The sequence below is a fragment of the Paenibacillus sp. IHBB 3054 genome (assembly GCF_051594305.1).
In the GTDB taxonomy this organism is placed as follows: Bacteria; Bacillota; Bacilli; order Paenibacillales; family Paenibacillaceae; genus Paenibacillus_AQ.
In genome coordinates, this window is record NZ_JBOFBG010000006.1 from 100839 (window position 1) to 114244 (window position 13406).

General features: G+C 50.9%; 10 protein-coding genes. 5 read left to right on the forward strand and 5 right to left on the reverse strand.

All coding sequences use genetic code 11. The annotated features are described in order from the left end of the window. Positions 1-5: 5 nt before the first annotated feature. Positions 6-2285, forward strand: coding sequence for an alpha/beta hydrolase (locus tag ACQ76X_RS09655; RefSeq protein ID WP_438493313.1), 2280 nt, complete (start codon positions 6-8; stop codon positions 2283-2285). A gap of 99 nt (positions 2286-2384) precedes the next feature. Here the strand turns inward: ACQ76X_RS09655 and ACQ76X_RS09660 are convergent, their stop codons facing one another. Next, positions 2385-3434: a lactonase family protein gene (locus tag ACQ76X_RS09660; RefSeq protein ID WP_438493315.1), complete on the reverse strand. Its 1050-nt coding sequence runs from the start codon at positions 3432-3434 to the stop codon at positions 2385-2387. Between the two features lie 318 nt (positions 3435-3752). Between ACQ76X_RS09660 and ACQ76X_RS09665 the strand changes: the two genes are divergently transcribed. From ACQ76X_RS09665 to ACQ76X_RS09675, 3 genes are all read left to right on the forward strand, one after another. After that, positions 3753-4013, forward strand: coding sequence for a GlsB/YeaQ/YmgE family stress response membrane protein (locus tag ACQ76X_RS09665; protein ID WP_038585188.1), 261 nt, complete (start codon positions 3753-3755; stop codon positions 4011-4013). A 209-nt stretch (positions 4014-4222) separates the two neighbouring features. Further along, positions 4223-4729, forward strand: coding sequence for a CcdC family protein (locus ACQ76X_RS09670; RefSeq protein ID WP_438493317.1), 507 nt, complete (start codon positions 4223-4225; stop codon positions 4727-4729). 289 nt (positions 4730-5018) lie between these two features. Next, entirely contained in the window at positions 5019-5981 is a 963-nt protein-coding gene (locus ACQ76X_RS09675) for an L-lactate dehydrogenase (RefSeq protein WP_438493319.1), read from the forward strand. 80 nt (positions 5982-6061) lie between these two features. Here the strand turns inward: ACQ76X_RS09675 and ACQ76X_RS09680 are convergent, their stop codons facing one another. Beyond that, positions 6062-8092 carry a methyl-accepting chemotaxis protein gene (locus ACQ76X_RS09680; protein ID WP_438493321.1) on the reverse strand — a complete coding sequence of 677 codons (2031 nt, stop codon included), beginning with the start codon at positions 8090-8092 and terminating at the stop codon, positions 6062-6064. 425 nt (positions 8093-8517) lie between these two features. Beyond that, positions 8518-10845: a heavy metal translocating P-type ATPase gene (locus ACQ76X_RS09685; protein WP_438493323.1), complete on the reverse strand. Its 2328-nt coding sequence runs from the start codon at positions 10843-10845 to the stop codon at positions 8518-8520. Positions 10846-11083: 238 nt separating this feature from the next. Between ACQ76X_RS09685 and ACQ76X_RS09690 the strand changes: the two genes are divergently transcribed. Then, positions 11084-12067: a cation diffusion facilitator family transporter gene (locus ACQ76X_RS09690; protein WP_438493325.1), complete on the forward strand. Its 984-nt coding sequence runs from the start codon at positions 11084-11086 to the stop codon at positions 12065-12067. Positions 12068-12171: 104 nt separating this feature from the next. Here ACQ76X_RS09690 and ACQ76X_RS09695 read toward each other — a convergent pair whose 3' ends face one another. Both ACQ76X_RS09695 and ACQ76X_RS09700 read right to left on the reverse strand, forming a co-directional pair. Then, positions 12172-12537 (reverse strand): ArsR/SmtB family transcription factor, encoded by a 366-nt coding sequence (locus ACQ76X_RS09695; RefSeq protein WP_038585175.1) that lies wholly within the window; start codon positions 12535-12537, stop codon positions 12172-12174. Between the two features lie 130 nt (positions 12538-12667). Continuing rightward, positions 12668-13405 carry an ABC transporter permease gene (locus tag ACQ76X_RS09700; RefSeq protein WP_076111667.1) on the reverse strand — a complete coding sequence of 246 codons (738 nt, stop codon included), beginning with the start codon at positions 13403-13405 and terminating at the stop codon, positions 12668-12670. Between the last annotated feature and the right edge of the window lies 1 nt (position 13406).

Below are 13406 nucleotides of genomic sequence, written 5' to 3' on the forward strand. Positions count from 1 at the left end.
CAATCATGGGAATGGATTTGGAGTATGCTCCGGCGCCGGGGAGACCGCGGCTGCACCGGAGGATACGCAGCAGCCTTGCAAAGCGAATTAGGGAAACTTACCGTTATGATACAGCACTATGGAGGATGGCGCTTACCGGTCCTTGGATAATATGTGTTCTTATATTTACGGCAGCTATTCTGGGCATCCCCACCGGCCTGGGTGCCCCGGCGGATATTATATTGGCGGCCGGAACCGGGACCATCTTCCTCGCTCTGGCAGCCAACATACTGGCTCTGGTGCTGGCATTGACCGGACTGCCTGTCCCGCGGTTATTTACGGGCTCTATATTGAGTGCGGCGGGCGCCGTTCTGCTAATCCTCTATTATGCTGAATTGGAGATTGAAGCAGCGGCTGTCGTTGCTGTTCTTGCCGCCTTATTCGGCGGGTTCGGAGGACTCGTACTTGGCCTGCTGCGCAGCAGGCGGATCGTTTCGGGACTGCTGCTCGCAGTTGCTGTCGCCTTGTCTTCGATAGCCCTGCCGATCAAGAGCCATGGCGGAGCGATGCCCGTGTTGGCAGCGTCCACGATGATTGAGGATGATATCCCCGCTGCAAATCCGGGAGAGCCCGGTGACTATACCTATCGCAGCTTTACTTACGGCAGTGGCGAGGACTTGCACCGTTCTGAATACGGTAAGGAAGTCGATCTTCTTTCCTCCACTGCGGATGCCTCGGCCTATATCAAAACCTGGCCTAAGCTGCGGACTATATTCTGGGGATTCGACTACAGCTCGCTCCCATTAAATGCCCGTGTCTGGATGCCCGACGGTGAAGGCCCCTTCCCGCTTGTGCTTATGGTTCATGGCAACCATATGATGGAGGACTACTCCGACGGAGGCTACGCTTACTTGGGCCAGCTGCTGGCCAGCCGGGGATTCATCGCGCTCTCCCTGGATGAGAACTTCCTGAATTATTCAGCCTGGTCCGGCATTCCCGACAACGATTTCAAGGTGCGGACCTGGATGATTCTGAAGCATCTCCAGCAGATCGGCGTCTTCAATGAACAGGCCGGCAACCCTTTCTATCACAAGGTGGATTACACCAAGACCGCCCTGCTAGGCCATAGCCGCGGCGGGCAGGCTGTTGCCATGGCGGCCGATGCCGAACGCTGGTTCAAAAGCGATCCCGTGCTGGCTGACGCCAAAAAGTTTTCGATAGCCTCGGTCATTGCCCTCGCTCCCACAGATAAGGCAATCGACGAGCAGCAGGCTAAGCTGATTGACGTCAATTACCTGACCCTGCAAGGCGCACGGGACGGTGATGTGCATGACTTCTATGGAGACCGCCAGTATATTCGTTCCAGTTATTCCCGCGGCTCCTCCGCTTTCAAAAGCTCTCTATATATCGCCGATGCCAATCATAGCCAGTTCAATACCGACTGGGGACTTTTGGATCAGTCATTGCCGGCGGGATTGTTTCTCAGCCGAACGCATATTATGGACGGAGACGAGCAGCGGCAAATTGCCAAGGTCTATGTAGCCGCGTTCCTGGAAACAACCCTGCATGGAGAGGCTGACTATCGCGGGCTATTCCGCGATTACCGCAGCGGAGCGAAGTGGCTGCCGGATACTGCGTATTATAGCCGATTCCAGAGCGGTGAATTCATCCCGGTAGCCACTTTTGACGAAGACCGCAACAAGAATACGGTTCTGGGCGGAACGGCGGCGGCCACGGGACTTAACTGGACGGAAGAGGTTGCCAAGGACCGTGAGCTGAAGAGTAAAGCAACGCATGGCATCCTGATGGAACGTAGTGCCAACAACAGCGGAGAAGAAGCTGCTTACACCATCACGCTCAAAGATAGTGTTACTAGCGATATTGCCGAGTCCGATGCAGAAGGCCTGACCTTTTCCCTGGCTAACCGCAACGCTGATGCTGATGAGGCTGATAAGGCTGAGGATACCGGCACTGCCGATAATACAAAGCCTTCCCCCTCGCCTGATATAGTGGTCGAACTCACGGATAGCAATGACATTGCAGCCCGCCTGCCGCTGGACGAGGTGATGGAGGTTCTGCCGCTGCCCCAAACCCAGTTCACGGTAAATTCCTGGCTGGAAAAACGGGTAAGCGACGGCAAATACGGTGATCTTTCGGAAGCCGTGTTCCAGACCTACGAGCTACCGCTTGAAGCCTTTCTGGAGGAGGAGCCTGCGCTTGACCCTGGCAAGCTGACTGAAATAACCTTCTATCTGCAGGAAGAAGGCGATAAAATCATGCTCGACGATATCGGATTTTATAACTGATCCGGCCGGAATCCATGGATTGCATTAAATAGGGCCTCTCCCTTTCGCTGATTGACAGCGAAGGGAGAGGCCCTTATCACAATTCCTTCTTGTTTCTTGTTACAGGGCTTTTATGCAGACCGGTGAAGGAACTTCCAGTTCATTGCCGGTAGGAATCAGCCTGCCACTCTCACAGTCGATTCTAAACGAGACGATATTGCCGCTGTTCTGATTGGCGGCGAGCAGCATCCCCCCCATAATGGCGAAGTTGCGCGGTGTCCGGCCGCCCGAATTGACCCAGTCCGCCGGTTCAAGCAGACCTGTAGCTGCATCAATAAGGAATAGGGCGATACTGTCATGGCCGCGGTTGGAGGCATAAAGGAACCGTCCGCAAGGAGAAACATGAATGTCAGCAGCCGTATCATCACTGCCCGCTGTGTACTGCTCCGGCAGTGAGCTGACACTCTGGAGTACTCTCAGGTCCCCCTGCTGTTCGTCGCTTGCAAATACCGTAATGGTGCTGTTTAGCTCATTGATCAGATATAACCATTGTTCCGTGGGGTGATAGGCCAGGTGGCGCGGGCCCGAACCGGGAGGCAGATCCACTTCACGATGTGTAATCAGCTTGCCGTCCTGCACACGGTACAGCAGAACCTGATCAAGACCCAGATCGCAGACCAGCACCCGCCCGCCGGTACTGTCGGGAATTACCGAATGGGGATGCGGCGCTTCCTGGCGGTCTGTGCGAATCCCCGAGCCTTCATGCCGGACCTGGGCCGACATCTCTTGGAGAGAACCGTCCCCGCCCACAGGGAACACGTTGACATTGCCGCCCGTGTAATTGGAGACATATATGTAATCCCCTTGCGGATGAATGGAGACATAACAGGGGGCACCGCCTTCTGTACTTCTGCCGCCTAGCGGGTGCAAGGCTTTGGTTCCGGCTTCAATGGTAAAGGCATGAATTTCGCCCTCATCCTGTTCGCTGACTGCATATAGAACAGTTCCCGCACGGTTTACGGCCAGATAGGACGGATTCTCAATGCCCTTAGTACCGTTCAGAACTCTCATTTCCCCTGTATCCTTGTTCAAAGCCCCCAGCAGAATAGCATCCTCTTCCTTGGTATTATAAGTCCCCACATAAAATAGTACTTCATTAGGCTGTTCCATAGCAGCGTCTCCTTTTAGTGTAATAGCAGCGTATCTTGCTTGACCCCGGGAGACCCGCTTTCGGAGCCATCGTTTGCAGGTGTATTCCCTTACTTCTTATATACCCTGCAAAGCACCCTGTTCACTCATATCCGCGCTTCATTTTCACTATAACATGTTTATATACCCAACACATTATGCGGGTTAAACAGCATCTTTTGGGGCATACTTGAATACTGATAATAAGCAGCAAGGCAATATTTTACACATGGTTTAAACGTTCCGCTTGAGGTTAATAGTAACCATCGAAGATAACAAACACAAAGGAGCTGAAGCATAATGAGTTTATTATGGATGTTAATTGTAGGCGGAGTAATTGGTTGGTTGGCAGGTCTGATCATGGGCAGAGATATTCCTGGAGGCATTATCGGCAACATTATTGCCGGTGTTCTGGGTTCATGGCTCGGTGGCATGCTGCTTGGAAGCTGGGGACCAAAAATCAGTGATTTCTACGTCTTCCCTTCATTGATTGGTGCCATTGTCCTGATCTTTATCGTCAGCCTGATCCTCCGTTCGGTCGGTGGACGCAGCCGTTCTTAAGCTTGCCGACGATCGAAGCTGACCAGATGAGTTGAACATTTGGACACAACCCGCCAGGGTCACCCTGGCGGGTTTATTGTGTCTGGACGATCAGAGAAGATCCTCAGCATACCCGCCTGAATTTTAGTTTCAGCTGCGATTCTGAACATCACAGAATTTCTGCTATAATGGAGAAATAGTGACACAAATCACAGAGAGGAAAGTGAATCATGGGCAATATTAACCCCTCGCTTCTGCATGTGGGCTCCACACTGGGGGCCGTGTTTATGGCGCTGATGGTTATTTTTATCCGCCTGAAGGCAAGCGCGAGACCGGTGACCCTCCGTAAAATATGGATACCGCCGCTCGGCATGTCCACAGGTTTTGCCATGTTCGTTGTACCAGAGGTCCGGTTTCCCTGGTGGTGGGCGGTTGCGGCTTTCCTGATCGGCTGGTTCATTTTCGCCTATCCGTTAATGCGCAGCACGGTCTTTGAAGAACGGGACGGGCAGATCTATGCCCAGCGTTCCAAGAGTTTCGCCTTCATTCTGCTCGGATTGCTGCTGATCCGCACAGTGCTTCATGAGTTTATCAACCGATATGTATCCATACCGCAGTCAGGCGGATTATTTTTTATTCTGGCCTTTGGCATGATCCTCCACTGGAGGGTGTACATGTATAAGCGCTATACCCAAATGGCTCTGCCGAAGGCACCCATTCCCCAGCCCCGCGGATAAAAATGAAGCATAAAATGAGTAAAAGAGCATTTCATTGACCCTTAGGGCCGCACGAATGCTCTTTTTTTTATTTCCGGAAGTCCAACCTGCACGCTACAAGCATAGAATATTCTATAACTCCGCCCAGTCATTCCTAACCTTTCATGTCATTTGTGGCAAAAAATGTTCGGCAAAAACACGCTTTTTCACCTTCATGTCAGGTAACTTGCAATCAGATCAGTTAAAATATAAGCATACTTCACCAAGGAATAGGAAACGTATTATTTTTTAGAGAGCGAGGACAAGGCAATTGAAAACAAAATCGAGAAAAGTGGCGATCGTCGGCTCCGGTAATGTGGGCTCCAGCTGTGCCTATTCCATGGTCAACCAGGCGATATGCGATGAGATCATGATGGTCGACCGCACCTATGACTGGGCCATGGCACAAGCGCTTGACCTCTCGCACTGCATGGATTTCACAGGGACACGCACCAAAGTATATGCCGGTACTGCAAGCGATTGCGGCGGAATGGATGTCGTTATCCTGACTGCCGGGGCCAATCCCAAACCGGGTCAGACCAGACTTGATGTCCTGGATGATGCTGCGGTTATAACCAAGGCTATTATTACGGAAATTATGGCTAGCGGATTCGACGGTATCTTTGTAATTGCCGCCAATCCGGTTGATATTGTCACCTATATGGTATGGAAAATCTCCGGACTGCCGCGCCACCGCATTATCGGCACCGGCACCTCTATTGATTCATCGCGGCTGAAGACGCTGCTGTCAGAAGTATTCTCCATTGATCCCCGCAGCGTGAACGGCTATGCACTCGGCGAACATGGAGAATCCCAGTTTGTCGCCTGGTCGCATGTAACAATAGGCGGCAAACCGCTTCTACAGATTATGGAGCAGCACCGCGAGCGGTTCAGGGATCTGGATCTGGAGGACCTCGCCCGCAAAACGAAGGATGCCGGCTGGGAGATCTTCACACGCAAGGGCTCCACGCATTTTGGCATCGGCAGTGCTCTGGCTTATATCACGCGCTCCATCCTGAATGATGAACACAAAATCATTGCCGTCTCGGCGATTCTGGACGGAGAGTACGGGCAAAAGAATGTATGCGCCGGAGCACCTGCCATTATCGGCGGGGGCGGCATTCAGGAACTGCTGGAGCTGAATCTCACTGATCAGGAGTATGCGAAGTTTGATGCTTCATGCGGCATCATCCGATCCGGCATCGAAAGCCTGCATCTGGAAGAGAAGGTTTAATTCTTAGCTCAAACGAAACAGCCCCCGGCTGCCGCGCTGCAACGCGCGAAGCCAGGGGCTGTTCTTATTTTATCTGCTGATTAACGGAATTTTTCGATCTCTTCTTTCAGCTCGGACATCATCAGATTCAGTGATTCCGCAGAATTGACTACCTTCTTCATTAGCTCCTTCTGATCTGTCGAGGCCTCAGCGACCGCCTGGGCGTTGTCCGCAGAAGTCTTGGCGATAGTCAGCATATCGGAAACGGATGCCGTAATTTCTTCCGTGCCTGCAGACATCTCTTCATTAATAGCGGATACGTCCTGGATCTGCACCGAAACTTCACGGATGGAGGAACGGATATGGTCAAAGGCGGACCCAACTTTCGTCATCTTGTCCATACCATCGCCAATTTCGGAAATGCTCTTCTCCATGGATACTGCGGCATTCGTTGTCGAATTCTGAATTTGTCTGATCAATTCAACAATATGCACAATCGCTGTATTGGTACGCTCGGCCAGCTTCTTCACTTCATTCGCTACCACTCCGAAGCCCCGTCCATGCTCGCCCGCTCTGGCAGCCTCAATGGAAGCATTCAAGGACAGCAGCCCTGTCTGGTTGGATATCTCTGAAATGACATCGACGATTTGCCCGATTTGTTCCGATTGCTGTGTCAGTGTGCCGATGAGTTCAGCAGTCTGGCCTGCCGTAGAACTGATTACCTTCATCTGTTCAAATGTCGCCTTGATCTCATGGTAGCCGTTCTCTACCTCTACACTTACGGACTCAGCCTGATCGGATACACTCACGGAGGATTCAGCAATCCTTTGCAAGCCTACCGCCATCTCTTCCGTAGCCCGTGCGGACTGTTCCGAACCTCTGAACTGCTCCTCCATTCCATGCGCCACTTCCTGAATCACCTCTGCAATCTCTGCCGAAGTGTTGGAGGACTGAGTGGCGTAATCCAGCAGACCTTCCGCAGATACCGCTACCTCCACTACGGTTGTATCGATCTTGCTGACAATTCCGGACAGGGATTCAATCATATGATTAATACTCCGGCTCATCTGGCCGATTTCATCCTCTGAGCCAACTACCACCCGCTCATTCAGCCGTCCGTCTGCCACCCTTTTCATCACTTCCGAAATAGCGACAATCGGCTTAACAATCTTCCGGGTAAGATAGAGGGACAATACCACTACAAGCAAAATAACGATGACTACAAAAATTGTCGTCAAGGTCTGGGCCGAATTCACTTTAGCGTAAACTTCGCTTTTGGGAACATTAATCAGCAGCTTCCAATCGGTTCCAGGGATGGTTTTGAAATATGTAATAAGAACTTTGCCCTCTTCGCCCTTATAGGTTACCGAACCGTTAGGCTTGCTCAATATACTTTTAACCGCTTTTTGCGTCCCGGGTTTCTCTGCATAATCCGCAATATTTTTTCCGATCTTGCTTGGATCAGAGGAGGCATAATAGTTCCCTTCCCCTGAAACTATAAATCCGTACCCGGTTTCGCCCACCTTGATATTTTTGGCCATTTCGATCATAATCTCCGGCGTAACCGAAAAGGCAATACCGCCGTTAAACTGGTTATTCTTATCCATAATCGGTACCATAACCGTAATGATATGTTTATTCAGCTGTTCCAGAAAAGTCATATCAGCTATTGACGGTTTATGTGTCTCCTTGGCCTCCAAGAAATACGGAGAGGTACCGGAATCCGCCGTCATTCCAAGCATATTGCTGAGTTTTCCTTCTTTACTGATTACACTATAGCCTTCAGACTCAGTGTCACTGTCTTCGAGCACACTGATTACCGGGAAAATGCTCTCCGGCACTGCCGTATCGAACTCGGGATGCATAGCGATCAGTTCCTGCACCGCAGAGGTTTTGGACTCCAGCCATTCCCCAAGCTGGGAACTATTCATGTTCAGAGTACTTTCCGCCAGCTCTTGACTATCCGACTTGGTTACACCGCCGAAATACTGCATAAAAAAGATGGTAGCTCCCAGCAAAGGCACGATGGAAATGGCAAGAATCACAAGCGACCATTTCGTCTGCACGGATACTGGTTTTCTTTTCTTTGCTTTCATTTTCATTTTTTCCTGCTTCATTTCTGTCTCTTCCACCTTAAGTCCTCCTAGCAGTACTAGATACAGTTTTCCAATTGCTGTAAATGTATACTAATATATCGGCAAAAACAGACATAAATCATTATATTCACGACAAAAAATAAGCCCTTAGTCCCACAATATGGAATCTAAAGAGCTTACTTTTTCATACTATTTTCATGTTTTTTCACATAATTTTCAAGTATATAGTTTGAACTTAAGATCTTTCTATTTTGGGTTATAGTCGTAACTGCGAAGAATGTTTGGACTTCCGGCCGCTGTTGTCGTAAGAATTTCTTGATTTTATTCCGCTGTTCGCGGTTGAAATCCACAGACAAAGGCGGACGCTGTCGCTCCTCCAATTCCAAACTTCTCCTCCGTCACTTCCACCCTTTTTTAATTTTCCAAGTTCAATCTATATAGCTGCGGGACTCCTATGACATTCATTCCGTTTTAGGCGCCTGCAGCGCTCTGATGCTGTTCAGCACAGCAAGCACGGTTACACCCACATCCGAGAATACCGCCTCCCACATTGTAGCAATCCCGAATGCACCCAGCAGCAGAAAGATCGCCTTGACCGCCAGGGCAAAAATTATATTCTGCCAGACAATACTCCTCGTCCGCTTGGCAATTCCGATGGCTGCCGCAATCTTCGACGGTTCGTCGGTCATAATGACAATATCCGCCGCTTCAATTGCTGCATCCGAGCCAAGTCCGCCCATTGCAATGCCCACATCTGCCCTCGCCAGCACAGGAGTATCGTTGATTCCGTCGCCGACAAAAATAATTTTCTCCCGCTGTGACTTCTCCTTCTCCAATCTTTCGACAGCTTCCACTTTATGCTGCGGCAGAAGCTCGGCATGAATTTCATCAATTCCCAGCTGGCGCCCGACAGCCTCCGCTACCGACGAAGCGTCACCTGTCAGCATGACCGTCTTGCGGATGCCCAACGCCTTCAGTTTGCGGATCGCCTGAAGGGAGTCGTCCTTCACTTCATCAGATATGACCAGATATCCTGCATATTGTTTATCAACAGCGATATGAACAATTGTTCCACTCACCTTAGGAGTCCCGCTGGAGATTCCCTCGCGCTCCATGAGCCGGGCATTTCCGGCGAGCACTGCCCTGCCTTCTACAGTAACGGCTATGCCATGACCGGAGATTTCATTGTAATCGGCAATAGCTTCACCTGGAATATCTTCGCCGTAAGCCGAACGGATGGATTCCGCAATAGGATGGGGCGAATGGCTCTCCGCATAAGCGGCAACCCGCAGCAGCTCGCTCTCGGCAATACCTTCCGCAGGAAAGATGCCAGTAACTTTGAACTGCCCTTTCGTCAGCGTTCCCGTCTTATCGAACACGACAATCTTCACATCATTCAGTGCCTCAAGATAATTGCTGCCTTTAACCAGAATGCCATTCCGGGAAGCCGCTCCAATGCCGCCGAAGAAGCCAAGCGGAATGGAGACGACCAGCGCGCAGGGGCATGAAATGACGAGGAAGACAAGCGCCCGGTAGATCCAATCCGAGAAGGTGGCCCCACTGATAAACAGTGGCGGCAGTACTGCCAGCAGCAGAGCTGTAATGACTACAACCGGAGTGTAGGCCCGGGCAAATTTCGTAATGAAATTCTCTGTCTTCGCCTTGTTGCTGGAAGCATTCTGCACCAGTTCAAGAATTTTGGATACCGCTGATTCCCCGAAGGTTTGAGTGACCTGAACGGTAATCACACCGTTGCGGTTGATAAAGCCGCTCAGCACCTGAGCGCCCGGCTCAGCCGAGCGTGGCACCGATTCTCCGGTAAGCGCCGATGTATCCATCATTGCACTGCCCTCGAGGATTGTTCCGTCAAGCGGCACCTTCTCACCTGGCTTGATTACAATGATGTCTCCGACGGCGACTTCCTCCGGCGATACTTTTCTCAGCTTCTCCCCTTCCTTGAGAAAGGCAAATTCCGGACGGATATCCATCAACGCTGTAATGGAGCGGCGGGAACGGTTAACTGCCAGACCCTGGAAGAGTTCGCCAACCTGATAAAAGAGCATGACAGCAACGCCTTCCGGGTACTCGCCGATGGCGAAAGCCCCGATCGTCGCCAGTGCCATCAGGAAATTCTCATCGAACACTTGGCCGCGGACAATATTCCTTGCGGCTGACCATACGACCTCGCCGCCGACAATAAAGTAAGCGGCCAGGAAAATCAGCAGCTCCAGGAATCCGCTGACCGGCAGGAACATTCCGGCTGCCGCTAGAATTCCGCCGGCGCCCAGCCGCAACAGGATTTTGCGCGTATCCCCTTCCCCATGCTCATGGCTATGGGAGTGGCCATGAGCTTCATCATGTGCATGATCATGATTATGGGCTTCATTACTACCATGAGTGTGACTGTGTCCGTGGGCCTCCCCCTGGCTATGTCCGTGAGTGTGGCCCTGATGTTCATGATGGGCATGAGCGTGGGCTTGCCCTTGCGCTTCTGAGGATGCAGAATTCACAGCAGCAGCCTGTTGCTTCTTCCTTGCAACGGCAGTTTGGACCTCCTTCAGCTTCACATGCGGCTCAAGGGTAGTTACTGTCCGCTTTGCCTCTTCGGATACCGTGTCCGCATAAGCTGCGGCAGTCTCCAGTGTCATCATCTTCATGGCGAAATTTACGGAGCAGGATGACACTCCTTCAATCTTTTTCACCTTATTCTCAATTTTCATGGCGCAATTTGCGCAATCCAGACCCTCGAGCACCCACTGACGTCTTACGTTTCCCTCCACCGCATTCAAATCACTCATCTCCCTTGGAAAAAACTATATATGAGTATCTGTTCATATGTTTACTTACACATATTATATTCTCCCTAAACTTGCAGTGTCAATGCAGATTCCGTATACTTCACCACTTTTTTTAAAATGATAAGAAGATCACAATTGTTTCCAAAAGGGACTTGTAATTCAGCTGAGTTGCGAATACTATTAACATATGAGCAATCATTCATATGTTATTTTAGGAAGGGGTACCTGTATGACAAATCATCAACACAACGATAGCCACCATAAGCATGAACATCAGGGACATGAGCACCGACACAACCATTCGGAACATAATCATTCCGGCCATTCTCATTCCCACTCCCACTCACCCGATAACCTCAAAGGCCTATTAATCGCTCTGATCATTACCGGAAGCATCATGCTGCTGGAGTTCTTCGGCGGTCTGGTTACGGGCAGCTTGGCCCTGCTGTCGGACTCCGGCCATATGCTGGGCGATACTGTTTCGCTGGCCTTAAGTCTTGTCGCCATGATCTTTGCTGTAAAGCCCCCTTCTCTGAAAAATTCTTACGGTTACTACAGATTCGAGATTATGGCAGCCTTATTCAACGGAGTTACGCTGTTTATCATTGCCGGATTTATTATATGGGAAGCGTATCAGCGTTTCTTCTCACCTCCGGAGGTAGCAAGCGGTACAATGATGATCATTGCGGCGGTCGGATTGCTGGCCAACCTGGTCAGTGCATGGTCTTTGATGCGAAAAAGCAATGTGCAAGAGAACATCAATGTCCGCAGCGCCTATCTTCATATCGTTAGTGATGCACTAGGCTCGGTCGGAGCTCTGCTTGCCGGGTTAATCATGAAATTGTTCTCCTGGTATATTGCAGATCCAATCATCAGCGTGCTTGTCGCACTGCTCATCCTGAGAGGAGCCTGGGGCGTAATTAAACAGGCATTCCATATTTTAATGGAAGGAACACCGCTTAACGTGAATACCCGTGATGTACAAGAAGCGCTGCTGCGCATTGACGGAGTCATTGAGGTCCATGACCTGCATATCTGGACCATTACCTCAGGGCTGGATGCGCTTAGCGGCCATCTGCTGATTCAGGACCCTAAGGATCATCAGCGTGTTCTCCAGGAGGCCACCAGCCTCGTGGAAGAAACTTTCGGCATTCATCATTCGACGCTGCAAATTGAGAACTCGTCCATGAAGCACAGAAGCCTGAAGGTTTAACGTGCATTAGGACGGTGAAATCTTCTGACGCAAACAAAAGAAACCGTCCTGCGCTAAGCTAGCGCAGGACGGTTTTGTTTTTACAGCTGAGTTCTCATGAAAATCTATTCATGTCTTATATGCTCATGCGTCTGCAGAAAAATCTGCTCCACATGCGCATCGTTTAGTGAATAATAGACTGTCTTGCCTTCCTTGCGGCGCTTTACGATCCGCAGATTGCGCAGATAGCGGAGCTGATGGGATACGGCCGATTGCCCCATGTCGAGGATAACCGACAAATCGTGCACACACAGCTCTCTCTGCGACAAAGCGTAAATGAGCCGTACCCGGGTCGGGTCGCCCAGCGCTTTGAACATTTCCGCCATTTTATCCGTTGTTCCGCGGTCCGGCAGAATCAGCGCTATAGATTCCGGTTCCAGCTCCGAACCATTGCATGTGTTGTCGCATTCTTCAAGTGCCGCAGGCTCCATGCTCTCGCCCTCCTCCAATATGCTTATCCGGTGTTACTGGTTGTTAATAGTATCTTCTACGATTAATTATAGAAAAAACTTCACCGGATGTCCATGAGAGGATTCAGCACAGCATGCAGCATACGGGATATTATACCGCTTTGCGCCAGAAGTGGAGCAGGCCTCCCGCCAAAAAGAGAACCAGGCTTCCTGTAACTACCAGCATCAAGCTCTCCATCGGCAAATTAAAAGCTCCGAACTTATCTTCCCCGTAAGGAGACATGGCCAGCATCGGCTGCACCCAGGGATAATATGGGCCGTAGGTGGCTGAATTGGAGATGAGCATATTCGGTAAAGTCAGGCTTACATTCAGTGCCAGCGGTGCGCCGAAGCTGCTCCAGCCCTGGGATACTGCCAATTGCAGCGCAGCCAGCGGCAGGCAGGCGAACCAGCCGCCAAAGAGGCTGGTGAGAAGCAGCTGCCAAGGCACGGCGCCTTCCGCACCGCGATATATCCCTAGGCCTACCACTACAACGATAAACAGCAGCTGCACGGCGGCCAGCATTCCCATAATCAGTGTAAATTTAGCCAGGTACACAGAACTTCGTGTTACAGGCAGGGACAACAACTGCTTCCAGCCACCGTCGGTATGCTCGGAACGGCAGATTAGAGCCGCAAATATGCCGGCAAGCACGGGAAGGAACAACATTGAATGCATTAGCGACATTACACTCAGCAGCACCTGCCAGGTGATCTGCCCATCATCCTGCATATCGGCTAGCCCTCCGATAGGCAGCGCGACAGCCGGACTGAGCAGAATAAGCAGCCAGACATGAGATTTGGACATTTTCAGCTTCTCAGCCGATAGAACTCTCCAAAAGGTTCTCATC

What these genes read in the sequence shown, in the direction of transcription:
- ACQ76X_RS09655 (WP_438493313.1), top strand. Translation starts at nt 6, where the DNA reads ATGGGAATGGATTTGGAGTATGCTCCGGCGCCGGGGAGACCGCGGCTG.
- ACQ76X_RS09660 (WP_438493315.1), bottom strand. Translation starts at nt 3,434, where the DNA reads ATGGAACAGCCTAATGAAGTACTATTTTATGTGGGGACTTATAATACC.
- ACQ76X_RS09665 (WP_038585188.1), top strand. Translation starts at nt 3,753, where the DNA reads ATGAGTTTATTATGGATGTTAATTGTAGGCGGAGTAATTGGTTGGTTG.
- ACQ76X_RS09670 (WP_438493317.1), top strand. Translation starts at nt 4,223, where the DNA reads ATGGGCAATATTAACCCCTCGCTTCTGCATGTGGGCTCCACACTGGGG.
- ACQ76X_RS09690 (WP_438493325.1), top strand. Translation starts at nt 11,084, where the DNA reads ATGACAAATCATCAACACAACGATAGCCACCATAAGCATGAACATCAG.
- ACQ76X_RS09695 (WP_038585175.1), bottom strand. Translation starts at nt 12,537, where the DNA reads ATGGAGCCTGCGGCACTTGAAGAATGCGACAACACATGCAATGGTTCG.
- ACQ76X_RS09700 (WP_076111667.1), bottom strand. Translation starts at nt 13,405, where the DNA reads ATGAGAACCTTTTGGAGAGTTCTATCGGCTGAGAAGCTGAAAATGTCC.